Source organism: Diplocloster modestus (genome assembly GCF_019042245.1).
GTDB lineage: Bacteria > Bacillota > Clostridia > Lachnospirales > Lachnospiraceae > Diplocloster > Diplocloster modestus.
In genome coordinates, this window is record NZ_JAHQCX010000017.1 from 31559 (window position 1) to 52375 (window position 20817).

Annotated in this window: 20 protein-coding genes; 4 read left to right on the forward strand and 16 right to left on the reverse strand. The window is 46.8% G+C overall.

From position 1 onward, the window contains the following. Position 1: 1 nt before the first annotated feature. The 6 genes from KTH90_RS19500 to KTH90_RS19525 all read right to left on the reverse strand — a co-directional run bounded on the left by KTH90_RS19500 (position 2) and on the right by KTH90_RS19525 (position 4871). The gene (locus tag KTH90_RS19500) at positions 2–637 is read right to left on the reverse strand and encodes a flavodoxin family protein (protein ID WP_238727296.1); all 636 of its coding nucleotides are present in this window, start codon (positions 635–637) and stop codon (positions 2–4) included. A 14-nt stretch (positions 638–651) separates the two neighbouring features. Continuing rightward, positions 652–1641 carry an aldo/keto reductase gene (locus tag KTH90_RS19505; protein ID WP_238727297.1) on the reverse strand — a complete coding sequence of 330 codons (990 nt, stop codon included), beginning with the start codon at positions 1639–1641 and terminating at the stop codon, positions 652–654. 12 nt (positions 1642–1653) lie between these two features. After that, positions 1654–2193 (reverse strand): flavodoxin family protein, encoded by a 540-nt coding sequence (locus KTH90_RS19510; protein ID WP_238727298.1) that lies wholly within the window; start codon positions 2191–2193, stop codon positions 1654–1656. 13 nt (positions 2194–2206) lie between these two features. Continuing rightward, the gene (locus KTH90_RS19515) at positions 2207–2959 is read right to left on the reverse strand and encodes a flavodoxin (RefSeq protein ID WP_238727299.1); all 753 of its coding nucleotides are present in this window, start codon (positions 2957–2959) and stop codon (positions 2207–2209) included. Positions 2960–3027: 68 nt separating this feature from the next. Beyond that, a complete protein-coding gene (locus KTH90_RS19520) occupies positions 3028–3684 on the reverse strand; it encodes a flavodoxin (RefSeq protein ID WP_238727300.1) in 657 nt (218 codons plus the stop codon). A 17-nt stretch (positions 3685–3701) separates the two neighbouring features. Then, a complete protein-coding gene (locus KTH90_RS19525; RefSeq protein ID WP_238727301.1) occupies positions 3702–4871 on the reverse strand; it encodes an iron-containing alcohol dehydrogenase in 1170 nt (389 codons plus the stop codon). A 128-nt stretch (positions 4872–4999) separates the two neighbouring features. Between KTH90_RS19525 and KTH90_RS19530 the strand changes: the two genes are divergently transcribed. Further along, a complete protein-coding gene (locus KTH90_RS19530; RefSeq protein WP_238727302.1) occupies positions 5000–5398 on the forward strand; it encodes a MerR family transcriptional regulator in 399 nt (132 codons plus the stop codon). 12 nt (positions 5399–5410) lie between these two features. Here the strand turns inward: KTH90_RS19530 and KTH90_RS19535 are convergent, their stop codons facing one another. The 3 genes from KTH90_RS19535 to KTH90_RS19545 form a co-directional block, all read right to left on the reverse strand. Continuing rightward, a complete protein-coding gene (locus KTH90_RS19535) occupies positions 5411–6412 on the reverse strand; it encodes an alpha/beta hydrolase (protein WP_330656114.1) in 1002 nt (333 codons plus the stop codon). 106 nt (positions 6413–6518) lie between these two features. Next, positions 6519–7406, reverse strand: coding sequence for a LysR family transcriptional regulator (locus tag KTH90_RS19540; RefSeq protein ID WP_238727303.1), 888 nt, complete (start codon positions 7404–7406; stop codon positions 6519–6521). 5 nt (positions 7407–7411) lie between these two features. After that, positions 7412–7657, reverse strand: coding sequence for a helix-turn-helix domain-containing protein (locus tag KTH90_RS19545; protein WP_330656115.1), 246 nt, complete (start codon positions 7655–7657; stop codon positions 7412–7414). 691 nt (positions 7658–8348) lie between these two features. Here KTH90_RS19545 and KTH90_RS19550 point away from each other — a divergent pair. From KTH90_RS19550 to KTH90_RS19560, 3 genes are all read left to right on the forward strand, one after another. Beyond that, positions 8349–8981, forward strand: a complete 633-nt coding sequence (locus KTH90_RS19550) for a GyrI-like domain-containing protein (protein WP_238727304.1) — start codon at positions 8349–8351, stop codon at positions 8979–8981. A gap of 293 nt (positions 8982–9274) precedes the next feature. Further along, positions 9275–9688: a hypothetical protein gene (locus KTH90_RS19555; RefSeq protein WP_238727305.1), complete on the forward strand. Its 414-nt coding sequence runs from the start codon at positions 9275–9277 to the stop codon at positions 9686–9688. Between the two features lie 158 nt (positions 9689–9846). Beyond that, the gene (locus KTH90_RS19560; protein ID WP_158354989.1) at positions 9847–10029 is read left to right on the forward strand and encodes a hypothetical protein; all 183 of its coding nucleotides are present in this window, start codon (positions 9847–9849) and stop codon (positions 10027–10029) included. Positions 10030–10233: 204 nt separating this feature from the next. On the opposite strand, the gene spoIVA is transcribed toward KTH90_RS19560, so the two are convergent. The 7 genes from spoIVA to ilvD all read right to left on the reverse strand — a co-directional run bounded on the left by spoIVA (position 10234) and on the right by ilvD (position 20809). Next, positions 10234–11706 carry a stage IV sporulation protein A gene (gene spoIVA / locus KTH90_RS19565; protein WP_238727306.1) on the reverse strand — a complete coding sequence of 491 codons (1473 nt, stop codon included), beginning with the start codon at positions 11704–11706 and terminating at the stop codon, positions 10234–10236. Positions 11707–11959: 253 nt separating this feature from the next. Then, complete coding sequence (locus KTH90_RS19570; RefSeq protein ID WP_238727307.1) at positions 11960–13195, reverse strand: DUF1015 domain-containing protein; 1236 nt, start codon at positions 13193–13195, stop codon at positions 11960–11962. Positions 13196–13327: 132 nt separating this feature from the next. After that, complete coding sequence (locus KTH90_RS19575; RefSeq protein ID WP_158354983.1) at positions 13328–14494, reverse strand: phosphoglycerate dehydrogenase; 1167 nt, start codon at positions 14492–14494, stop codon at positions 13328–13330. 41 nt (positions 14495–14535) lie between these two features. Next, positions 14536–15618 (reverse strand): 3-phosphoserine/phosphohydroxythreonine transaminase, encoded by a 1083-nt coding sequence (serC, locus tag KTH90_RS19580; RefSeq protein ID WP_158354981.1) that lies wholly within the window; start codon positions 15616–15618, stop codon positions 14536–14538. Positions 15619–15749: 131 nt separating this feature from the next. Beyond that, entirely contained in the window at positions 15750–17336 is a 1587-nt protein-coding gene (locus KTH90_RS19585) for a L,D-transpeptidase family protein (RefSeq protein ID WP_158354979.1), read from the reverse strand. A gap of 96 nt (positions 17337–17432) precedes the next feature. Further along, positions 17433–19115, reverse strand: coding sequence for a biosynthetic-type acetolactate synthase large subunit (ilvB, locus tag KTH90_RS19590; protein ID WP_158354977.1), 1683 nt, complete (start codon positions 19113–19115; stop codon positions 17433–17435). A 17-nt stretch (positions 19116–19132) separates the two neighbouring features. Next, a complete protein-coding gene (gene ilvD / locus KTH90_RS19595; protein ID WP_158354975.1) occupies positions 19133–20809 on the reverse strand; it encodes a dihydroxy-acid dehydratase in 1677 nt (558 codons plus the stop codon). Positions 20810–20817: the final 8 nt, after the last annotated feature.

The following is a 20817-nucleotide window of genomic DNA, read 5'->3' on the forward strand; positions in this document are numbered from 1 at the left end:
CTTATTCCCGAATAAAATTTGTAAAGGTAACGGCTTCTGTTTCCGGTCGGTCAATACAGATCTGTCGGCCGGCCTCAATGCAGCGAAGAAAATATGCCATGTTTTTTCCTAAAATACGCATAGTTTGCATACCTTCCTCATCTTTCTTGACTTGTTCGGGCGTTGCACCGTGAACAATCGTCCAGTAACGGGAAGAAATAATCGGCATCTGCATTAGGGCAAAATATTTATTGATCTGATCCCATGTTGCCGTGGTTCCGGCGCGACGGGCAGATACAACAGCAGCCGCAGGCTTTAAGAGGAAACGATTTCCACCGCCGCAGAGATCAGCATAAAAAGCACGGTCAAGAAAAGAAGTCAGAGCGCCGCTGGCTGCTCCCCAATGAACCGGAGTACCGAATACAAAACCGTCATAATCTCCGGCGATCTCTAAAAATTCGTTTACCGTGCCGCCAAGAGCACATACACCTTTCTTCACACAGGCTTTACAGGCAATACAGCCGGAAATCGCCTTATTGCCAATCCAGAAAACATCGGTATCAATACCGTTTTTATTCAATGCTTCGGACACCTCGCAGAGAGCTGTATAGGTACAACCCTCTTTATGAGGACTCCCGTTTACAAGCAATACTTTCATCGTTTTCACCTCCGTTATTTTGCACGATGACCGCCAAAGACATCAAATGTCATAGAGTTTAATTTGTTATCAATTTCAGAAATTTCACCGGCAGTTAAGAGAATATCGCCTGCAGCAAAATTTTCACGAATCCGGTCAGGCTTTCTGGAACCGGGAATCGGAATAATGTAAGGTTTTTTGCAAATCATCCAAGCCAACGACAGTTGACTCATCGTGCAATTCTTTTCCTGTGCCATCCGTTCCAGCAATTCCAAAAGTTCTTTGGCTTTGCTATATCCTTCTTCTGTGTACTGCGGCATACCTGCCCGGTAGTCATGCTTTCCCTCAAAGACAGTACCCGGTGTATATTGTCCGGTCAGAAAGCCGTTTGCCATAGGAGAAAAAGCCACATAAGACACATTCAATTCTTCGCACACAGGAAAAATAGATTCATGCCACCTTGCCATCATGGAATATCGGTTCTCTATAGCAGTCACCGGGCATACTGCGTGTGCCCGCCGCAGGTATTCTTCCGTTGTTTCGGAAATTCCCCAATGTCGGATTTTACCTTCTTTGATGAGTTCAGACATGGTTTCCGCAACAACCTCCGGTTCAACCTTTGGGTCTATGCGATGCTGATAATACAAATCGATATAATCCGTACCCAGCTTTTTCAAGCTGCCCTCTACGCTTTTTCGGATGGTTTCCGGACTGCTGTCCAAAGAAAGGGATAAATCTTCGTTATGGAAAACACCCATTTTGGTGGCGATCACAACTTTGTCCCTTACATCATGTAGTGCCTGACCTACTAATTCTTCATTATAGGACACAGAGCCGTCCGGGAAGAAGCCCGTATAGGCTTCGGCGGTGTCAAAAAAGTCATATCCCATCTCATAGGCCTGTCGTAATGTTTTTATTGCAGTATTTTTTTCGGTCGGCTCACCGGAAGCATGGCTGAATCCCATACAGCCAAGACCCACCGGATTGACCATCAAATCACTGTTGCCAAGTTTTCTTTTTTGCATGGTATGTTCTCCTTAAATTCCTTTGCCCATTTCATAGGCTTGCTGCATCGTAGCTGTGTTCTTAATCACACCGGCTTCATAAACGCCTCTCCCGTAAATAACGCCCATTTCCTTTGAGCCGGAAAGGCAGGCGGCAAGACCTCGGAAACACTCTAAAGTGCAATCCATAACGGTGCTGCTTTCCTCCGCAGCAGTCATAATGTAATAAAACTCTTTGTTCTTAATCTGCGTCCACTGTGCCACTGTACGGTCAATCACGGTTTTCATCTGTGCGTCGATAGAGTAAAAATAGACAGGGCTTGCCATAACGATAACATCCGCCCAGTGCATTTTCTCAAGGATTTCCGCCATATCGTCTTTAATGGCACAGACACCGCCGCTTTTTTTGCAGTAGTAACAGGTGTTGCAATAGCCGATTTTTTTGCTTCGCAGAAAAATCTTTTCTACCTCGTTACCGGCTTCCTGCGCCCCTTTCATAAACGCATCACATAACACATCGGAATTGCCTCCATTACGGGGACTACCGGATAAAATCAATACTTTTTTGCTCATAACAGCCTCCTCCTTAATAGCCAAGTTCATCCAGCCAGCTTATAATATCCGGCTCAGCTTCCTGCACATTGTTGCGGGATACTGTAAATCCGTCCTCGTTGACTTCGGTATTTGGCTCCAGTTCTGCAATGGTGCCGATAGTGCCGGAAAATCCACTGCCGCCGTGGGTGTTAAACGGAATAATGGTTTTGCCGGAAAAATCATAAGTATCAAAGAAAGTATAGAGAATCATCGGCATATCGCCCCACCAGTTGGGATAACCCACAAAGATGGTATCATATTGATCCAGATTCTCAATCGTATCCTTAATAGCGGGACGGGCATTGTCATCCTGTTCGTCAGCCGCCAAATCGACAAGGGTGTCATGGTCAGTCGGATAGGGAGTTTCCGGTTCGATACGGAAAATATCTGCGTTTGTTTGCTCCTGAATCACATAAGCTACATACTGTGTGTTTCCGAGAACTTCTCCATTAATGACAACAACACTGTTATCTTCCTCTTGCGTCATGTTGTTTGGATCAGTTGTTTCCGGCATGGAGAAGTAAACAACAAGGGTTTTCGCATCCGTTTCCGGCTGTTCAGAAGGTGTTTCAGCAGGTTCTTCTTCATCAGAAGAAGATGGCTGCTCTGTCTGCTCTGCACTTTCCGTAGCAGGTACAGATGAAGAAGATTCCGATGAATTTTCGTCTGCAGATTGACTATTACTACAAGCTGCCAGTGCAAAAATCATAGTCAGTGCAAGGCACAGGGAAATTATTTTTTTCATAATGGTTTCCTCCTAAAATTGATTTTTTTTATTTTTGAGTTACTATCGGATAAATCTTTATCTTACTTTTACAGATTCAGACCTTCAATCCATTCTGTTACCGCATCTTTTGAGACACTGGAAGAAAAGCGTTCACCCTCCAGCCAGTTTCCAGTTCCGGCCATTTCCTCTAACAATTTACCGCTTTCACCGATATCGTCATTAGCAGAGGTAGCAAAAGGTATTACCGTTTTGCCTGTAAAATCATTGGATTTTACAAAGTCATTTACCGGCCACGCAGCAATATCCCACCAAATTGGATATCCGATAAACACGGTATCGTATTCATCCCAGTTTTCCACGGTATCCGCCGCAAGCTCCACATCCCGCAAGGATTCATCCTCGTGCTCTCTGGATACACGGCTGTCCTCATTGCTATAATTCAAATCTTCATCCGTGTAGGGTTCTGCCGGTTCCAGCTCGAACAGGTCGCCGCCAGTTTCCTGTGCGATGTAATTGGCTGCTGCTTCCGTGTTGCCTGTGGCGGAAAAATAGACCACCAATGTCTTTCCGTTTTCTGATTCAGAAGATTCGGAAGCAGAAATATCCGCAGGTGTTTCTGCACTTTCTGTTGTTGGCTCGGATAAAGATTCAGATGAATCATTTGTCTGCGGCTGATTGTTACTGCAAGCTGCCAGTGTGAAAACGAAAGTCAGTGCAAGGAATAAAGAAATTACTTTTTTCATGGTGTTTACCTCCTAAATTATATGGATTCTTTTAATATCTGCCGGATTTCTTCGGCAGTCATTTTTTTGTAACTTCCGGGAGCGATATTACAGGAATCTGCCACCTCTCCCAGAAGTGCTTCGTCTGTAATTCCCAATTCGGTCAGAGTGGTAGGCAAGCCAATTTCTGCGATAAACATAGCCAGTGATTCCACACCGGATTGTGCAAGTTCTTCATCGCTCATGCCTTCACGGGGAATATTCCAGACATTTTCTGCAAAGCGAATGAACTTCGGCAACCCGTCTTTATAAATATGCCGATAGTAGATTGGGTGCAGCACTGCCAGCCCTTCGCCGTGGTTGCAGTCCGTGTAAGCGCCAAGCTGATGTTCCATTTGGTGGCACTGGAAATCACACCGCTTGCCCAGCTTGATGATACGGTTTTCCGCCATAGTCGCTGCCCACATAAGGTTGCTCCGGGCAGTATAGTCCTTCGGATTTTTTATCACCTCCCGCAGATTGTGGATTACACTTTTCATCAACGCCTCTGAAATGTTGTCAGAAACATTATCTTCATTCGGCTCGCTGAAATAGGTCTCCATAATATGAGAAAGAATATCGAAACCGCCGGAAATGGTCTGACGCAGGGGAACGGTCATCGTGTAGACCGGATCAAGCATAGCGAACTTTGCATTGCAGGCAGGATAGTCCCGCCCCGTCTTGATTTTACGCTCCTCATTGGTGATAACAGCTCCGCCGTTGCACTCACTGCCGGTGCCTGTAACCGTAACCACGAATCCAAGCGGAAGCGGCTCAAAATCCACAATACCGGCTCGCTCCCAAAAGTCATTCCATATATCACCCTCATACCGGGCAGCCAGTGAAACCGCCTTGCAGCAGTCCATCACAGAACCACCGCCCACGCCGAGAATGAAATCAACGCCTTTTTCTCTTGCAAGGGCTGCGCCTTCCAAAACTTTTGCATAGGTGGGGTTAGCCATAATTCCGGAAAACTCAACAATTGTTTTCTTTGCGGCGGTCAAAGCCTCAACGATTTCATCGTAGATACCGTTTCTCTTGATAGCCTCGCCCCCATAGGCAAGCATAACGGTTTTTCCATAATGGCTTAAAACACTGGAAAGATATTCTTTCACACAGCCTTTACCAAAATAAACTTTGGTGTCATTTTCAAAAATAAAATTGTTCATCTGTTATTTCTCCTTTGATTTCACTTTATTCTGTGATACAATCAGAGTATAACAACCGGTTGTAACTATCGGTCAATACCCTTTTTAAAAGATTTTTAATTTCTTTACACACATAGGAGGTAATCGTTATGTACACGATGATGCAGGTATGCAGAACACTCGATATGACATACCAAACCTTAAAATTTTACTGCAACGAGGGGCTTATTCCAAATGTAAAGCGTGATTCCAACAATCGCCGGATTTTCGATGAACAGGATATAAAATGGATTAAAGACCTTACCTGTCTGAAAAAATGCGGCATGAGCATACAGGAAATGAAAGGATATCTTTCACTGTGCCTTGAGGGACAATCAACTATTTTATCGAGAAAAGAAATGCTCGCTCAGAAACGGACAGCCCTTCTCTCTGAAATCGAAGAACTAAATGCCAGTGTCGCTTACATCGATTGGAAACAAAATTTTTATGATGATGTTCTCTCAGGAAAGCAACCGTATATAAGTAATTTGATACGGACAAAAGAGTAAATCTACACTCTGTCACATTTGCTTTTCCCAAAAGGCAACAGCATCATCAAACCAGCCCTCGGCTGCTGTTCCGATTCCAATACCAAATCCGTGTTCCAGTCCGGGATATTTGTGAAACTCTGTATCAATACCAAGAGAGTCCAAAACCTCCAAACGCTGCTGCATGGTGCGCCAGCTTGCGATACCGTCATTTTCTCCTACGCAGGCATAAGTTGGCGGGTCGTTCTCGGTGTAGTCGCTATGACCTGTGTACTGCATGATAACGGCTCCCGGCTGGGGTAAATCATCGCCGCCGAAAGCAGCGGGACCATAGGAGCCGAGCCATGCTGCCATTCTTGCACCAGCCGAACCGCCCCAAAGAGAGTAGCAATCGGTATCTACCTCCAATTCCTCGGCGTGTTCAAAAATAAAACTGATGGCTCGTGCCAAATCTTCGCAGGCAGTTTGTGAGCCAGGACGATAAATCAAAGCAAAGGCATTATAGCCTTTTTTTGATAATTCCAACGCATGAGGGAAACTGTCCTGCATCGCTCCCACATAAGCAAATCCGCCGCCTGCGTTGCACACAGCGAACTTCTCGCCGGGATTGCCTTTGAAAAAGAACAGCCCCGTATCTTCTTTATCCGGGTCAGCCGCCTTTTCTTCCTCCGTATAAATATCATAGAATACGGTTTCTCCGGCATCGGCATGGCTTTTCAGATAGTTTACAATTTCTACTGTCTTATCCGGTGAAATGTTGTTGTACCATGTGAGTCTTAATTCTTCCAACGTGTCTCCGCTGTAATATCCGGTATCAGCCGGAAAAATCAACCTGCCGTAATCACCGAAAGAAGAATCATTAATTACATCTGCTATACGGGTGTTTTTATCAAAGCTGCTCAAATTCATTTGCTCCATTTGTGATTCCGCTGTGTTTTCTGTTTCGGGGCTGACGGAGGAAGTATCTTCAGACGAACAGCCGGCGAAACAGAAAATCACAAGAAATATCATAAAAAGAATGGTTGCTTTCTTCATTTCGATCACCTCTGCTTTTTCTTTACACCTACATTATAAAAAAATCGAGACCTCAACAGAAGTCTCGATTCGTTCATCAGTTTATACCTAAAGGTTATAACTTCATTTATTTAATTGTCTGAATAATGGAAAGGAAATCCTGAACAGTTTTTGTCGGCTCCGGCGAATGGAGCAAACCAAATGGAATGGAGTAATCCCATTCTACAGGAATAATTTTAAGCAGCGGATGCACACTCTGCCACGAATCAATCGCCATTAAAATGTCGTTACTGTTTTCGCACTGATTGAAAACGCTGACATTGTAAAAGTCAAAATCTATAATCTTAATCTGCGGATGGTTCATCCACAAATCATCCCGCAATTTATCAACATAGTGGCTCCAGCCACGATGAATGAGCATTAAGTTTTCACCATATAAGTCAGTAACTTTGAGCTTATCTTTTTCTGCCAACGGGTGATTAATGGAAACTGCACAGCAAATCGGATTGCGCATCAATTCAAAACCTTTGCATTTTCTCAAATCCAGCAATGTTTCATCAAAAATTCCTGCAACAATATCAATATTCTGTCCGAGGTTGGCAAGGATTTCTTTTGCATTTTCTGGCGTGTTTTCAAAGGGTACAAGCTGAAATTTCATATTAGGATAATGCTCGTGAATTTTGGGCCATAAAGCCAATAGCACCTGTGCCGGTGTCATGGGAGAGGTACCGATACGAATAATCTGCTCGTCCTGCTGCATGGCGTTCTTTGCCCGAACAACGGAATCACGGCAATATTGAATAATATATTTTGAATCCCGATACAGAGATTTTCCTGCTTTGGTTAAAGTAAGTCCACGATGTGTGCGGTCAAATAGTGCTACCCCTAAACCTGTCTCTAAAAGATTTATTTGCTTAATCACAGCCGTAGGTGTGATAAAGGATTGTTCTGCCGCTTTATTAAAACTTCCGGCGTCAGCCACTTTGATAAATGTTTCAAGTTGTGGGTTATACATGAATATCACCGCCTTTCTTGTTGGGTGCTACGCCTTCGTAAATCATTTGGTTTTTTAGAATTCCTGGGTATCATCCACGATCTGCCGAACCGTTCAACACCGTCAATTCTTCCATCCTCACACAGCTTTTGAATTCGCCGTTCCGAGATTGCCCATTTTTCGGCTGCTTCTTTAACTGATATGTAATCCATTTCGCCCTCCATAACATACGCATATCCGTATAATATAACACCTATATTATATTTGTACATATGTATTTTGTCAAATTTTCAAATTCGGCAAGCAATGCAATCTTCCGTAAGATTGCGTATTATTGCAGATTTTCCGTTCCCGGAAAACCTGCAATAATGCTTGTTGGTGACATATCCCCAAACCCATGAGATCGCCACCTGCGGTGACGGCTACGCGTTCTGCGAACGCTGAAAAACTCAAAAACAATATCCCTAACATGAAAAAACTCTATGCGAAAGATTTCTCAATCACATAGAGTTTTTCATTTTTCCGTTTACCTGGCATAACTCATAGTTTTTGTCATGTTTCCTTATGAGCTACCGCCTTTCAGGTAGTAGCTTTGATTTCTAATTTACTAATTATTTATGGATTTTTAACAGACAATGTGATGTACTTCAGATGTTAGAGCCAGGCAAAGAATCCACTTTCTCATGTTTAGGGTCAAAGTATTGTTCTTTCTTAATAGGGTATGGCCTGGTATCGGAATTTCCTCCGCTGGCTCTGCATAAGTGTCCGAGCGCTTCTAGATATCTGGATATATCTACTCTAAGAAAGAACCCAAAGTATCGAAAAAAGGGATCTTATTGATGATTTAATATTTCTTGATATTTTTAGCTTTTGTATTGTATTGTTTACTTGACGTATTTAACTTGACGTATAGCTGTCATATTTTAAATGGTATAATGTTCAAAACGAGAAAGGGGAATGTATATGGCATTCGACTATAAAAAGGAATATAAAGAATTTTATCTGCCAAAAAACAAACCGGAAATCATAGAGATTCCTTCCATGAATTTTATCGCAGTCAGGGGACAGGGAGATCCGAACGAACCGGATGGGGAATATAAAGCATCCATCGGCCTCCTCTATGGCATCGCCTTTACCTTGAAAATGAGTCCAAAGGGGGATTACAAAATTGACGGTTATTTTGATTATAAAGTTCCCCCCTTGGAGGGATTCTGGTGGATGGACGGAATGGAGGGAATCGATTATGGCCGGAAAGAAACTTTCCGATGGATCTCCGTCATCAGGCTCCCTGATTTTATACAGCGAAAAGATTTCGAATGGGCGGTAATGGAAGCTACCCAAAAGAAAAAAGCAGACTATTCCAAAGTAGAATTTTTTAACTATACAGAGGGCCTGTCCGTCCAATGTATGCACATCGGACCATATGACGATGAACCACAGACCATACGGCTGATGGATGAATACGCACGGGAAAATGGTTATCACGTCGATATCACAGAGGAACGTTTCCACCATGAGATCTATCTCAGTGATGTGCGCAGATGCAATCCTCAGAATCTGAAAACCGTAATCCGCCACCCCCTCAAGGCAATATAACACACTCATGAAACGCTTTTATTTATCGTCACCCACTATCTAAGCCAATTTACGGGACACCACTCAGGGCCTTGACGGTCCGTGAGTGGTGTCCTGCGAAAAATGGCCGGGCCGGACATGAGTAAATGCTCATGTATTATATAGTAACACAATTATTTTAATAGGCAGCCTTATCCCTTTATTCCGTATATTATAAGGAAAAATTCATAGAAAAGTTAATGTTGATATGATAAAATGGAACAGATTAAAAGTTGACCACATGGAACGTAGCGGTAGCTAAGAAGGGAATTGTAATGAAAATAAATATTAAGAAAAATCATCTATCTCGTATTTTGATCTTTTTCATTATGCTTCTTTTTGTTATGGGCTTAACTATGAATGTGTTCTTATGCAATAATTATAATCTTTATAGATTATTAGATAAGATAACTATAATTGAGACGTGGGCAAATTCGGAAAGTATTGTTTCCAAGGAAGGCGGTGATGATACTACCCATATTAAGGCTTCATTTTTGAGCAAACATAATTCTCATACTGAAACTATAACGAAGAATATATGTCCAATACCTATGATTGCAGCTATCCCCAAAGGATTCAGCCTGCTTCTTTTTCTTATCATAGTTTTTCTGTTTTCCTTTTCGACCTTATTTATATTATTGCCTGATGAATGGACACTAATTAATCAAAAGGTACGTCTGGACGATTGAATCAACTCCTTTTCAAATCATTGCAAGTTGCTGATGGTTGTAAGCCATTTTTAGAATCAAACAATGGCTTCCTTTTTGTATGCAAATAGATAGCGGGTAATCAGCCACTCACTTATTATGAGAGAAAGCAAATCAGAGATTGAATTGGAGGAATATAATTGAAAGAAAAGATATATAAATTATTTCTCATCCTAATGGTGAGTCTATCCTTGGGTTCGGGTTCCCTGGCCCAAAATGAGATACGCGAGCTACTTGAAGCTCTTTCGGGAACAGGTGATGCACAGGTGGTTCAAGAACTTGATGAAGAAGATCATGAGTCCGAAGAAAGAACAAATTCTTAAATTATTTTAAAGATATCCTTTGATAGATATTTATTACAGCTTTATCGGCAGGGTTGACTTGACGAAAAATAGCCCGCACTATCCGGCGTAATAGCGAAACGCCGGATAGGAACGGCAAAATTTTTACACTTCTTTTACTTCTTTATGGCACATAAGCAAAAACCCTTGGAATCCCTCAAACCTGGCCCCCAGAACGCCTTCGCCTCAAATAATAATGCAGACGATTCCCCCGTTACTGTCGTTCACTATTTTCTGCATCGTCTCCTGTAACTTCACCTGGCTTTCATCGCTGATCTGTGAAATCTTCGTCCGGATTCCGTCTTCCACCAGCTGCTGTACGGATTTGCCAAATATATTCGTATCCCAGATCCCATTCTCACCCTCGCTGTTGGCCTTAATGTAAGTGATCAGATCCTGGGCCTGCTGTTCGCTGCCGACGATCGGCGCGATCTCAGTCTCTATGTTGGCTTTAATCATATGAATGGACGGGGATTCCGATTTGATCTTCACGCCGAACTTATTCCCCTGTTTGATGACGGCCGGTTCATCCAGCACGATCTCATCCAGATTCGGCGTTACGACTCCGTAGCCCTTGTAGCGCACATCGGACATGGCTTCCAATACTTTGGCGTATTCCTTCTTCATGGAGGATAGCTCTTTGATGGTGGCGATCAGCTGGTACTCCCCGGAGATCGGGGTTCCGGTCAGCTCGCTTAATATCTCATAGTAGAAGCTGTCATCCACATCGATGATGATCCGGATACAGCCGGATGCCATATCGATCTTATCCAGTTTCGTTTTTTTCGTGAAGTCTCCGGTGAACTGGATATTCTCATTGGTCACATCCCGGATCGTGTTGATTTTCTTCAGAAGCTCCCTGACATTAGCGATCATATCTGCCTTTACTTTATGGTCGGGCGGCAGCATTTCCACCCATTTGGGCATAAAGAATTCCATCTGGGCGACTGGGAATTCATATAAAATACTTTCCATGATTTTATGTATGTCGTCTTTTCGGAGCTGCTCGCAGTTTACCGGCATGGCAATGACGCCATATTTTTCTTCGATCTGCGCAGCTACCCTCTGGGCATCCTCACTGTAGGGTTTCTCCGAATTCACCAGTACCAGGAACGGTTTGCCCAGCTTCTTAAGCTCCAGGATCGTCTTTTCTTCCGGGGCCAGATAGCTTTCCCGGTTCAGATCGCCAAAGGAGCCGTCACAGGTGATCACGATACCGATGGTGGAATGGTCGTTGATGACCTTCTTCGTTCCAAGCTCCGCCGCCTGTGTAAACGGGATTTCATAATCGAACCAGGGGGTTTTGACCATCCGCTCCGTGTCCCCCTCGATGTGTCCGGTGGCGCCATCGACCATATAGCCGACACAGTCGATCAGCCGCACTTTCACCTGTACATCTTCGCCCAGGGAGATCTGCGCCGCCTCTTTCGGGATAAATTTCGGTTCCGTTGTCATGATGGTCTTTCCAGCTGCGGACTGCGGCAGTTCATCTCGTGTGCGGTTCTTGGCATGCTCATCTTCCATGTTCGGTAAAACCATCAGGTCCATGAAACGTTTGATAAATGTGGATTTTCCGGTGCGTACCGGCCCTACGACCCCCAGATATATTTCTCCGTTCGTGCGGGCCTGGATGTCTTTATATACGTTAAAGCTGTCCATAAAAGTAACCCCTTCCATATGTGCTGTTACAATATATGATGGAAGGGGTTTTGATATGACAGGAAGTTCTGTAGTGAGGGGACTGGCTCCTTTCGGCTGTAGCGCCAAATTGTTCCGCGGCTATGTGGAGAAAGGTGCCTGTCCCCGGATGTGGGCCTGCCCGAGTCTGCTTCCGGGGACAGGCACCTTTCTCATCCAGTCACTTTACGGGGCTGCGTGACAGCCGAAAGGAGCCAGTCCCCTCACTAACGCGTCAGATCTGATGAATAAACAAACCGCTGCGCAGCTTTGGCTCAAACCAGGTGGATTTCGGAGGCATTAAAAGATCTGCGTCCGCCACAGCGAAAAGCTCCTGAATAGAGGTGGGATACATGGCAAAAGCCACCTGGCTGTCGGCCGCTACACGCCGTTCCAGTTCATTTAACCCCCGGATACCGCCCACGAAGTCGATCCTCTTATCAGTTTTCGGGTCCTGGATATTAAGAACCGGATGCAGCAGCTCCCGCTGCAGGATGGACACATCCAGCCCATCTACGGGATGCCTGGAACGAAGTTCCTGCCTGACGGTCAGCTTATACCAGCTCTTGTCCAGATACATTCCGATCTCGCCCTTGCAGGCTGGGCGAAAAGGATCTGTCCCTACTTCTTCCAGCTCAAACTTCTCTTTTACTTTCAGCAGGAATTCCGGCACGCTCAGACCATTCAGATCTTTGATCACCCGGTTATAGTCCAGGATCATCAGCTGGTCATCCGGAAATAACACCGAGAGAAAATAATTGAATTCTTCCGTCCCATTGTAATCCGGATGCGCTTCTCTGCGCATTAAACCCACCTTCACCGCCGATGCCGCCCGATGGTGCCCGTCCGCGATGTAGATCCGGTCCAGATCCGCGAACGCTTCCCGCAGGCCCTCTACCAATTTTCGCTCACAGATACGCCAGACACGGTGTCCCACCCCGTCTGGTGAAACGAAGTCATAGATCGGTTCTTCCCTCTTTTTCCATTTGACAATCATATTGATCCTGTCATCTGAACGATAGGCCAGGAAAATGGGACCGGTCTGGGCGCCGCAGGTGTCCACATGACGGATCCGGTCTTCTTCCTTATCTGCCCTTGTATTCTCATGCTTCTTAATCACGCCGCTTAGATAGTCATCTATGGAAGAACAGGCAGCGATTCCGGTCTGGGCCCGCCCGTCCATAGTCAGTTCATAGATAAAATAACACTCATCGCAGTCTCTCAAAAAATATCCGTCTTCGATCATTTTCTGCAGGGTGGCGCGCGCCTTTTGATACACTTTTGGATCATAGGTGTCCACTTCCGGTCCGAACTGCGTTTCGGCCCGGTCGATCTTTAAAAAGGACATTGGTTCCCGCTTTACCTCTTCCAAAGCCTCTTCCCGGTTATATACGTCATAGGGCAATGCCGCTATCCTGTCCGCCAGATCAGATCTGGGACGGATACAGCAAAATGGTTTCACAGCTGCCATACGATTTCCTCCCTTGTTCATAATAGAACGCTCTTTTTCCACGTGATTTCCTGCTGAATGGGAAGAGACGGAAAGCAGATACCCCTTCCGTCTCTATGCACCTTGCGTTACTATGAGTCTTTCATTTCCACACTATTTTTTGATCACACGGACCTTCAACACGCCGTCAACCGCCCTTAATTTTTCTATGACCTCTTTGTTCACTGCGGTCTCCAGATCCAGAAGCGTATAAGCGTAGTCGCCTTTGCTCTTATTTACCATGTTGGTGATATTGACATCAGCCTCAGCCAGCATGTTGGTGAACTGCCCCAGCATATTTTTTACATTTCTGTGATTGATCGCCACACGGGATACACTATTGCATACGCCCATGTTGCAGGACGGATAGTTTACAGAATTGTTGACATTACCATTTTCCATATAATCGACCAGTTCTTTGACCGCCATAACCGCACAGTTGTCCTCGGATTCCTCTGTGGAAGCGCCCAGGTGGGGGATGACCAGCACGCCTTTTGCGTTTGCTACCTTGGGATTCGGGAAATCGGTAACATATCTTTTTATCTTACCATTTTCCAGAGCACTGAGCATCGCATCTTCATCCACCAGAGTGTCTCTGGAGAAGTTCAGTACGACAACGTCATCTTTCATCATTTCGATAGCGTCCTGATTGATCATCTGCCTCGTTCCATCGGTCAAAGGCACATGGATCGTGATATAATCACACTCGCTGTAGATATCCTCTACTTTTTTGATGTGCTTGATACTTCTGGAAAGATTCCAGGCAGCGTCTACGGAAATGTAAGGATCATAGCCCAACACGTTCATGCCCAGATGAGTAGCCGCATTGGCCACCTTGACACCGATGGCCCCCAGACCGATAATACCCAGCGTCTTGCCTTCGATTTCATTACCTGCAAACGCTTTTTTCGCTTTTTCCGTCGCTTTGGCGATGTCTGGATTTTCTCTTTCCTTCTGAACCCAGTTGATGCCGCCGATGACGTCTCTGGCGGCCAGGAGCATACCGGCAATCACCAGTTCTTTCACGCCGTTGGCATTGGCTCCGGGTGTGTTAAAGACAACGATACCTTTCTCCGCGCACTTGTCCAAAGGAATGTTATTGACTCCGGCTCCGGCTCTTGCGATCGCTTCCAGCGTGTCTGGAAGCTCCAGATCATGTACGCTTGCACTTCTCACAAGAACGGCATCCGCTTCTGCGAATTCCTCCACTCTCTCATATTCATCGCTGAACAAATCCAATCCTACCTTGGCGATGGGATTCAGGCACTTATATTTGAACATTTTATGTTCCTCCTGTCTAATCAGTTTATTATCCATCCGGATTACAGATTCTTTCCTTCAAATTCCTTCATGAAGGCAACCAGCTTCTCCACACCCTCGATGGGCATGGCGTTATAGATACTGGCACGCATACCGCCAACGCTTCTGTGGCCTTTCAGGTTCTCAAATCCGGCCGCTTTGGCTTCTTTGACAAACTTGGCGTCCAGCTCCTCATTTCCGGTTATGAAGGGCACATTCATCAGGGAACGGTCTTCTTTGCGCACCGTGCCCTTGAACAGCTTGCTCTGATCCAGAAAATCGTACAGGATCGCGGCTTTCTTCTCATTGTGGGCTTTCATGGCCTCCAGGCCGCCCATGGACTTAATCCATTTGAAAACTTTACCGCAGATATAAATACCGTAACAAGGAGGAGTATTATAAAGGGATTTGTTATCTGCATGAATCTTATATCTGAGCATGGTGGGTGTTCCCGGGAGAACATCTTCTGTGATCAGGTCTTCCCGCACGATCGCGATCGCTACACCGGCAGGACCGATATTTTTCTGTACGCCGCCGTACATAATCCCATATTTTGTGATATCCACCGGTTCGGAAAGGAAACAGGAGGATACATCCGCTACCAGGGTTTTTCCTTTGGTATTGGGAAGGGTTTTGAATTTGGTGCCATAGATCGTGTTGTTTTCACATATGTACACATAGTCGGCGTCTTCACTGACCGGCAGATCGGAACAGTCCGGGATATAGGAGAAAACTTTGTCCTCGGAAGATGCGATGGCATTGGCTTTTCCATACAACTGCGCCTCTTTGAATGCTTTCTTCGCCCACTGTCCGGTTATGATATAATCGGCCACCTTATTTTTCATCAGGTTCATGGGAATCATGGCGAACTGGGTCGACGCGCCTCCCTGTAAAAACATGACCTTGTAATGATCCGGAATCCCGATCAGCTCCCGCAGGTCCGCCTCCGCCTCATTGATGATCTCTTCGTAAGCTTTGGAACGATGGCTCATCTCCATAACGGACATGCCGGTCCCCTTATAATCCAGCATCTCCTCTGCCGCTTCTTTCAGCACCGCTTCCGGCAGTACCGCCGGCCCTGCTGAAAAATTATACACTCTGCTCACTTTCATTTCCTCCTTGCATTTTCATTTATCTGAATAGTTGTGGCTTTTCACGCGGCGTTTTGTCCACCGGATGACGCCGCATGTCCGCCCGGGGAGTCAGATTTACCTGCTCCCGGACGGCTGAACTATTATCAGCTCTCTGGTTCTTCCCCTGTCTCCTGAACCGGCGCTTCTTCCGGAGGCGTCACATTTTCAGGTCCGTAGTAAAAGACACAGGGAGTTCCCGTCTCAATGTTCTCAAAGATGACCTTTACCGCGCTGTACGGCGTGTTGATACAGCCATGGGAACCATTTTTGACATAAATCTGACCGCCAAAGGACTTTCTCCAGCTGGCGTCATGTATCCCAATATCTCCGGCCACCGGCATCCACATCTTCACCGGTGTCTCATAATCTTCTCCCCGCAGTACGGCGTTGCGCTGTTTGTAGTGGATAAAGCCGACTAACGGCGGGGTAGCCCGTTTTTCAGTCATCATACCGCTGACGATATCGGTATCTTTCACCAGAGATCCATTTTTATAAAACCACATATGCTGTGTGGTCAGATTAACTTCCACATAGGTATTTCCGATATCATTGGCGTCTCTGGACGCCGCCGTCTGGGAATAAATCGGTTCTCTGGCCTCTTTGGCCCCCTTCTGAATCAGTTCATAGAGAGCTTCTCTTTCTTCCGCCCGATTGATTTTCCAACCGTAGGGACCACCGCTGACCTCCTGGATATAACCCCCGCTGGTCTTAAATTCCCGTTTTTTACCCACGGTATCGTAATTGCTGGCCAGCTTTTTTACATAGGAGGCTACATCATCCTCGCTTAAAACCGCTTCATTCTGCTCATCAATGCTGATCCACTGGTGTATCGTATCTTTATCCAGCACCTCTTTATCCGAACCGAATTCGTAGGTGATCTCGGTCTCCAGATATTTTTCAATCTGTGCCTTCGGCTTGCTGATCTCCTCAGATTCCATGGTGATCTCCGGTTTTACATAGCAGTCTGTTTCTTCCAGAGATAACTGCGTATCATTAGAATTGACAGCGGCTATCACCTGCTCTTTCACCTGGCTTTTTACCAGTTTGTTCCCCTGCACTTCTTCCACGAATACAAAGCCGGTATCCGTATGCTCGATATAGGCGTCCTCCGGATCCGTCACGTTGGAAGGATCAAAACAGGAAAGCGCGTCCAGCACGTCATCCAGTTTATCTTCCTCAAACTGCACCCTGGGCTCTATGGTAAAATTCTTATGGTCCATCAGCAGCGCTGGCCAGGCAAAAGCGCTCTGTGCATCCAGAAACTCCTGCACTTCCACAGAATAATCCCAGGTAAGCCCAATATCGGGACCGCTGATCGTCTCCGTCTGACCGGAGCGTTCCAGCAGTGTCAACTGATATTCGGATGACTTTGCCGCCAAAAGCTGTGAAACCTTTTCCGGAGAACTGCCAAAGCAGTCCACTCCGTTTATTGTGGTTCCATATAGGAAAGAATTCATGAAAAAAACGGATATGCCAATATAGGCAAGCAGCAATACCCCTAAAGGAATTCCTATGCCCAAAACCAGTTTCTTATGCGACTTCTTTGGTTTTACTCTCCGGTTGGCCTGGTCAGTCAGATCCAGGATGACCGCTTCCGCAGTTGACGCGGTTTCGCCAGCCGGATCTTTGGGTGTCTTTATTTTCTTTTCTCTCTTAGTATTATTCACTCTTCGGGTTTTGTTTTCTTCCATAATCTGCTATCTTTTTTTCACAAACTCCTCTCTGGTTTTTTAGATTTATTCTGGATTTCTGTCCCCCTCACAATATATATGACTCAGAAACAAGCATTATCCTCTATTTTCCAAATCCTGCTGGTCAAAGGCCTCTTCAATCGAAGCTCCAGGAGAGACCATCGGGAATACTTTATCATCACAGTCGATCTGAAAATCAATAACAACCGGCTTATTTAAAGCGATCGCCTTCTCGATGGCAGGAGCCACCTCTTCCTTTTTACTCACACGGATTCCTTCCGCCCCCATGGCTTCCGCCAGCTTCACAAAATCCACCGGGTCATTTAAGACCGTATAGGAATACCGCTGCTCATAGAACAGGGTCTGCCACTGGCGGACCATTCCCAGCACATGGTTATTGATCACCATCTGGATAATCGGAATATTATATCTGGTCGCTGTAGCCAGCTCGTTCATATTCATCCGGAAACAGCCATCCCCGGCGATATTGACTACCAGCTTATCCGGACACCCCACCTTGGCTCCAATGCAGGCTCCCAGACCGTATCCCATCGTACCAAGCCCTCCGGAGGTCAGGAACGTCCGTGGCTTCGTATACTGATAATATTGGGCGGCCCACATCTGATGCTGCCCCACATCTGTGGTGATGACAGCCTCACCTTTTGTGATCCGATACAGCTCTTCTATAATATAAGGACAGGATAAACCATTTTCGTTATATTTTAAAGGGTATTTTTCTTTTAATTCCAGAATATGGGATACCCAGGTGTGCCTCTGGTTCTGTTCAATCAGGGCATTCAGCCGTTTCAGCACTTCTTTTAAATCACCGATGATGCTTAAGGATGTCATCACATTCTTGTTGATCTCCGCCGGATCCACATCGATCTGCAGCACCTTGGCATTTCTGGCAAACCGCTTGATATTGCCGGTAACCCGGTCACTGAACCGCACACCCAGAGCGATCAGCAGATCGCATTCGGTCACGCCCAGATTCGATGTCTTGGTTCCATGCATTCCCAGCATACCGGTATATAACGGATCGGTCCCGGGAAATGCCCCTTTGCCCATCAGGGAATCCGTTACCGGCGCGTGGATCTTATGCGCGAATTCCTCCACTTCCCCGCTGGCGCCGGAAATAATCGCGCCACCGCCCACAAAGATATAAGGCCGTTTGGCGCGGTTGATCATGTCGACCGCCTCTTCCAGATGCGCCTGGACAATCGTGTCCGTAACCCGATGGATCGGGGCTGGAACCGCAGGCTCATACTCCGTGACGGCTGCCGTCACATCCTTAGTGATATCGATGAGGACCGGACCCGGCCGGCCGGATTTGGCTATGGTAAATGCTTTGCGGATCGTATCCGCCAGCTTGGTTACATCTTTTACAATATAGTTGTGCTTGGTAATCGGCATGGTCACGCCAGCGATATCGATCTCCTGGAAGGTATCCCTGCCCAGAAGGGGCACCGCCACATTGGCGGTGATGGCGATCAGCGGTACCGAGTCCATATACGCGGTAGCGATGCCGGTTACCAGGTTGGTGGCGCCGGGCCCTGAGGTGGCGAAGCACACGCCCACTTTGCCGGTGGACCTGGCATACCCGTCCGCCGCGTGGGCGGCACCCTGCTCATGGGATGTCAGGATATGGCGGATTTCACTTTGATGCTTATATAATTCATCATAGATATTCAGAATCGTACCGCCCGGATAGCCGAAAACGGTATCTACTCCCTGTTCTTTCAGACACTCTATGACGATTTCTGATCCATTTAACTGCATAGACGAAACCTCTCTTTCTATTTCTTCTGTCCCGGGACTTCCAGGACCGCGCCGCGGTTTCCGCTGGTTACCATCGCCATATATCTGGCCAGGTATCCGGTGGTTATCTTCGGCTCTCTGGGCTGCCATTTTGCCCGTCTGGCTTCCAGCTCTTCCTCGGAAACCTCAAAGTCCAGCGTATTATTCGGGATATCGATCCGGATCATATCCCCTTCTTCCACCAGCGCGATGTTACCGCCCACAGCAGCTTCCGGTGATACATGGCCCACACAGGCGCCCCTGGACGCCCCTGAGAAACGGCCGTCCGTAATCAGTGCTACAGAGGAGCCCAGTCCCATCCCCATAATCGCGGAGGTGGGGTTTAGCATCTCCCTCATACCGGGCCCCCCCTTCGGGCCTTCATAGCGGATGACCACCACGTCACCGGAGTTGATCTTTCCGCCCTTGATCGCGTCGATCGCGTCCTCCTCACAGTCAAAGACTCTGGCAGGCCCTTCATGAACCCACATCTCCGGAGCCACCGCCGAGCGTTTGACCACACCGGAGTCCGGAGCCAGATTTCCCTTCAGCACAGCGATACCGCCTGTTTCGCTGTAAGGGTGATCGATCGGCCGGATCGTCTCGGGATCTTTATTATCACATCCCTTAATATTTTCCGCTATGGTCTTACCGGTTACGGTCATCAGATCCGTATAGAGCAGGCCTTTTTTGTCCAGCTCATTCATAACCGCATAGACTCCGCCCGCTTCATTCAAATCTTCCATATAAGTCGGGCCTGCCGGCGCCAGATGGCACAGATTCGGGGTCTTTGCGCTGATCTCATTGGCAATATCCACATTTAAGTCCACGCCGGCCTCATGGGCGATCGCCGGCAGGTGCAGCATGGAATTCGTACTGCATCCCAGAGCCATATCCACGGTCAGGGCATTTAAGAACGCTTTTTCCGTCATGATATCCCTGGGTTTTATATTTTTCTCAAGAAGCTCCATGACTTTCATGCCGGCATGCTTCGCCAGTTTAATCCTCTCGGAATACACCGCGGGGATCGTACCGTTGCCCTTAAGCCCCATGCCGATCGCTTCGGTTAAGCAGTTCATACTGTTGGCCGTATACATCCCGGAGCAGGAACCACAGGTGGGACATACCTTGTTCTCGTACTCCGCCACCTCTTCCTCCGTCATCTTCCCGGCGCTGTAGGAGCCAACGGCTTCGAACATGCTGGAGAGGCTTCTCTTCTGCCCTCTCACCCTGCCGGCTAACATCGGCCCGCCGCTTACGAACACAGTGGGTACGTTGATCCGGGCGGCCGCCATCAATAGTCCGGGTACATTCTTATCGCAGTTGGGCACCATCACCAGAGCGTCAAACTGATGGGCCAGAGCCATGGATTCCGTGGAATCCGCGATCAGGTCCCTGGTAACCAGAGAATATTTCATCCCGGTGTGGCCCATGGCGATTCCATCACAGACCGCGATCGCCGGAAATACAATGGGCGTTCCTCCGGCCATAGCCACCCCAAGTTTTACCGCTTCCACAATCTTATCCAGGTTCATATGTCCCGGGACGATCTCATTATATGAGCTGACGATCCCGACCAGCGGCCGTTCCAGCTCTTCCTTCGTAAGTCCCAGCGCGTTAAACAAAGACCGGTGCGGGGCCTGCTGCATACCTGTTTTTACTGAATCACTTCTCATATCTATTC

Coding starts and splice junctions, on each gene's coding strand:
- KTH90_RS19500 (WP_238727296.1), bottom strand. CDS start 637: ATGAAAGTATTGCTTGTAAACGGGAGTCCTCATAAAGAGGGTTGTACC.
- KTH90_RS19505 (WP_238727297.1), bottom strand. CDS start 1,641: ATGCAAAAAAGAAAACTTGGCAACAGTGATTTGATGGTCAATCCGGTG.
- KTH90_RS19510 (WP_238727298.1), bottom strand. CDS start 2,193: ATGAGCAAAAAAGTATTGATTTTATCCGGTAGTCCCCGTAATGGAGGC.
- KTH90_RS19515 (WP_238727299.1), bottom strand. CDS start 2,959: ATGAAAAAAATAATTTCCCTGTGCCTTGCACTGACTATGATTTTTGCA.
- KTH90_RS19520 (WP_238727300.1), bottom strand. CDS start 3,684: ATGAAAAAAGTAATTTCTTTATTCCTTGCACTGACTTTCGTTTTCACA.
- KTH90_RS19525 (WP_238727301.1), bottom strand. CDS start 4,871: ATGAACAATTTTATTTTTGAAAATGACACCAAAGTTTATTTTGGTAAA.
- KTH90_RS19530 (WP_238727302.1), top strand. CDS start 5,000: ATGTACACGATGATGCAGGTATGCAGAACACTCGATATGACATACCAA.
- KTH90_RS19535 (WP_330656114.1), bottom strand. CDS start 6,412: ATGAAGAAAGCAACCATTCTTTTTATGATATTTCTTGTGATTTTCTGT.
- KTH90_RS19540 (WP_238727303.1), bottom strand. CDS start 7,406: ATGTATAACCCACAACTTGAAACATTTATCAAAGTGGCTGACGCCGGA.
- KTH90_RS19545 (WP_330656115.1), bottom strand. CDS start 7,657: ATGTACAAATATAATATAGGTGTTATATTATACGGATATGCGTATGTT.
- KTH90_RS19550 (WP_238727304.1), top strand. CDS start 8,349: ATGGCATTCGACTATAAAAAGGAATATAAAGAATTTTATCTGCCAAAA.
- KTH90_RS19555 (WP_238727305.1), top strand. CDS start 9,275: ATGAAAATAAATATTAAGAAAAATCATCTATCTCGTATTTTGATCTTT.
- spoIVA (WP_238727306.1), bottom strand. CDS start 11,706: ATGGACAGCTTTAACGTATATAAAGACATCCAGGCCCGCACGAACGGA.
- KTH90_RS19570 (WP_238727307.1), bottom strand. CDS start 13,195: ATGGCAGCTGTGAAACCATTTTGCTGTATCCGTCCCAGATCTGATCTG.
- KTH90_RS19575 (WP_158354983.1), bottom strand. CDS start 14,494: ATGTTCAAATATAAGTGCCTGAATCCCATCGCCAAGGTAGGATTGGAT.
- KTH90_RS19585 (WP_158354979.1), bottom strand. CDS start 17,336: ATGGAAGAAAACAAAACCCGAAGAGTGAATAATACTAAGAGAGAAAAG.
- ilvB (WP_158354977.1), bottom strand. CDS start 19,115: ATGCAGTTAAATGGATCAGAAATCGTCATAGAGTGTCTGAAAGAACAG.
- ilvD (WP_158354975.1), bottom strand. CDS start 20,809: ATGAGAAGTGATTCAGTAAAAACAGGTATGCAGCAGGCCCCGCACCGG.